The organism is Gordonia asplenii, from assembly GCF_012933505.1.
Taxonomy (GTDB): domain Bacteria; phylum Actinomycetota; class Actinomycetes; order Mycobacteriales; family Mycobacteriaceae; genus Gordonia; species Gordonia asplenii.
Genome location: NZ_JABBNB010000103.1, coordinates 1 through 480, shown reverse-complemented (window position 1 = coordinate 480; position 480 = coordinate 1). Strand labels below are relative to the sequence as shown.

General features: G+C 63.3%; 1 protein-coding gene. It reads left to right on the top strand.

Translation table 11 applies throughout. The features are described 5' to 3' along the window. Nucleotides 1-144 precede the first annotated feature (144 nt). A partial coding sequence (locus HH308_RS29370) for a hypothetical protein (protein ID WP_170197831.1) occupies nt 145-480 on the top strand: 336 nt, incomplete at its 3' end.

Sequence of the window (480 nt, the reverse complement as noted above, 5' to 3'; positions counted from 1 at the left end):
TTGATGTCCGGTTTCTCTTGGTTTGCGGCCGGCCGCGGGGTAGAATCGAACATAGTAGCGAAGGCCCTGATCGTGGGTGGGCCGCCGAACGTGGGAAGCACCTCTTTTTGTAGATGGTTTGTCCCTGCGTGTTCGGAGCACCTGATGTCTACTAGCCGTGATTCTGTTCCGCCGTCGCGTGCGACGGTGTCCCGCTACGGGTGGGCAACCGAAGACCCCACCCGCATCGGCCTACACCTGCAGGTCGGGCGGGTCGCCGACGATGCGGCGTGTGGGCACATCAACGATCTGATGGATGCGATCACCACCTGTCGGGCGGGGGAATCGTTTCTGCTGTGGACCAAATACCGGGCGTTGGCGGGGATTCATGACCAGTTGGCTGGCGGGTCGGGTGACGATGACGCCCGGTTGGTGTCGCAGCAGTCGCAGGTCGCGGCCCGGTATGCGATGACGGGGGCGATCAGCCCACAACTGTCCGCG